The sequence below is a fragment of the Bacillus cereus group sp. BfR-BA-01379 genome (assembly GCF_022663605.1).
GTDB lineage: Bacteria > Bacillota > Bacilli > Bacillales > Bacillaceae_G > Bacillus_A > Bacillus_A mobilis.
Genome location: NZ_JAKUFT010000293.1, coordinates 1 through 234, shown reverse-complemented (window position 1 = coordinate 234; position 234 = coordinate 1). Strand labels below are relative to the sequence as shown.

Below are 234 nucleotides of genomic sequence, written 5' to 3'. Positions count from 1 at the left end.
ACCAGAAGTGAAACCGGAAGATCCGAAAGAACCAGAAGTGAAACCGGAAGATCCGAAAGAACCAGAAGTGAAACCGGAAGATCCGAAACAACCAGAAGTGAAACCGGAAGATCCGAAAAAACGAGAAGTGAAACCGGAGGAACCGAAGAAACCAGAAGTAAAACCAGAGGATCCGGAAATAAGACTAGAAAAATTGATTAAAGAGCCACAAGTAAAAGTAGAAAGAGAATTACC

1 pseudogene is annotated in these 234 nt (G+C 42.3%); it reads left to right on the top strand.

The window, feature by feature from the left end:
* A pseudogene (locus tag MR113_RS27920) lies at positions 1 to 234 on the top strand (hypothetical protein); the annotation flags it as partial.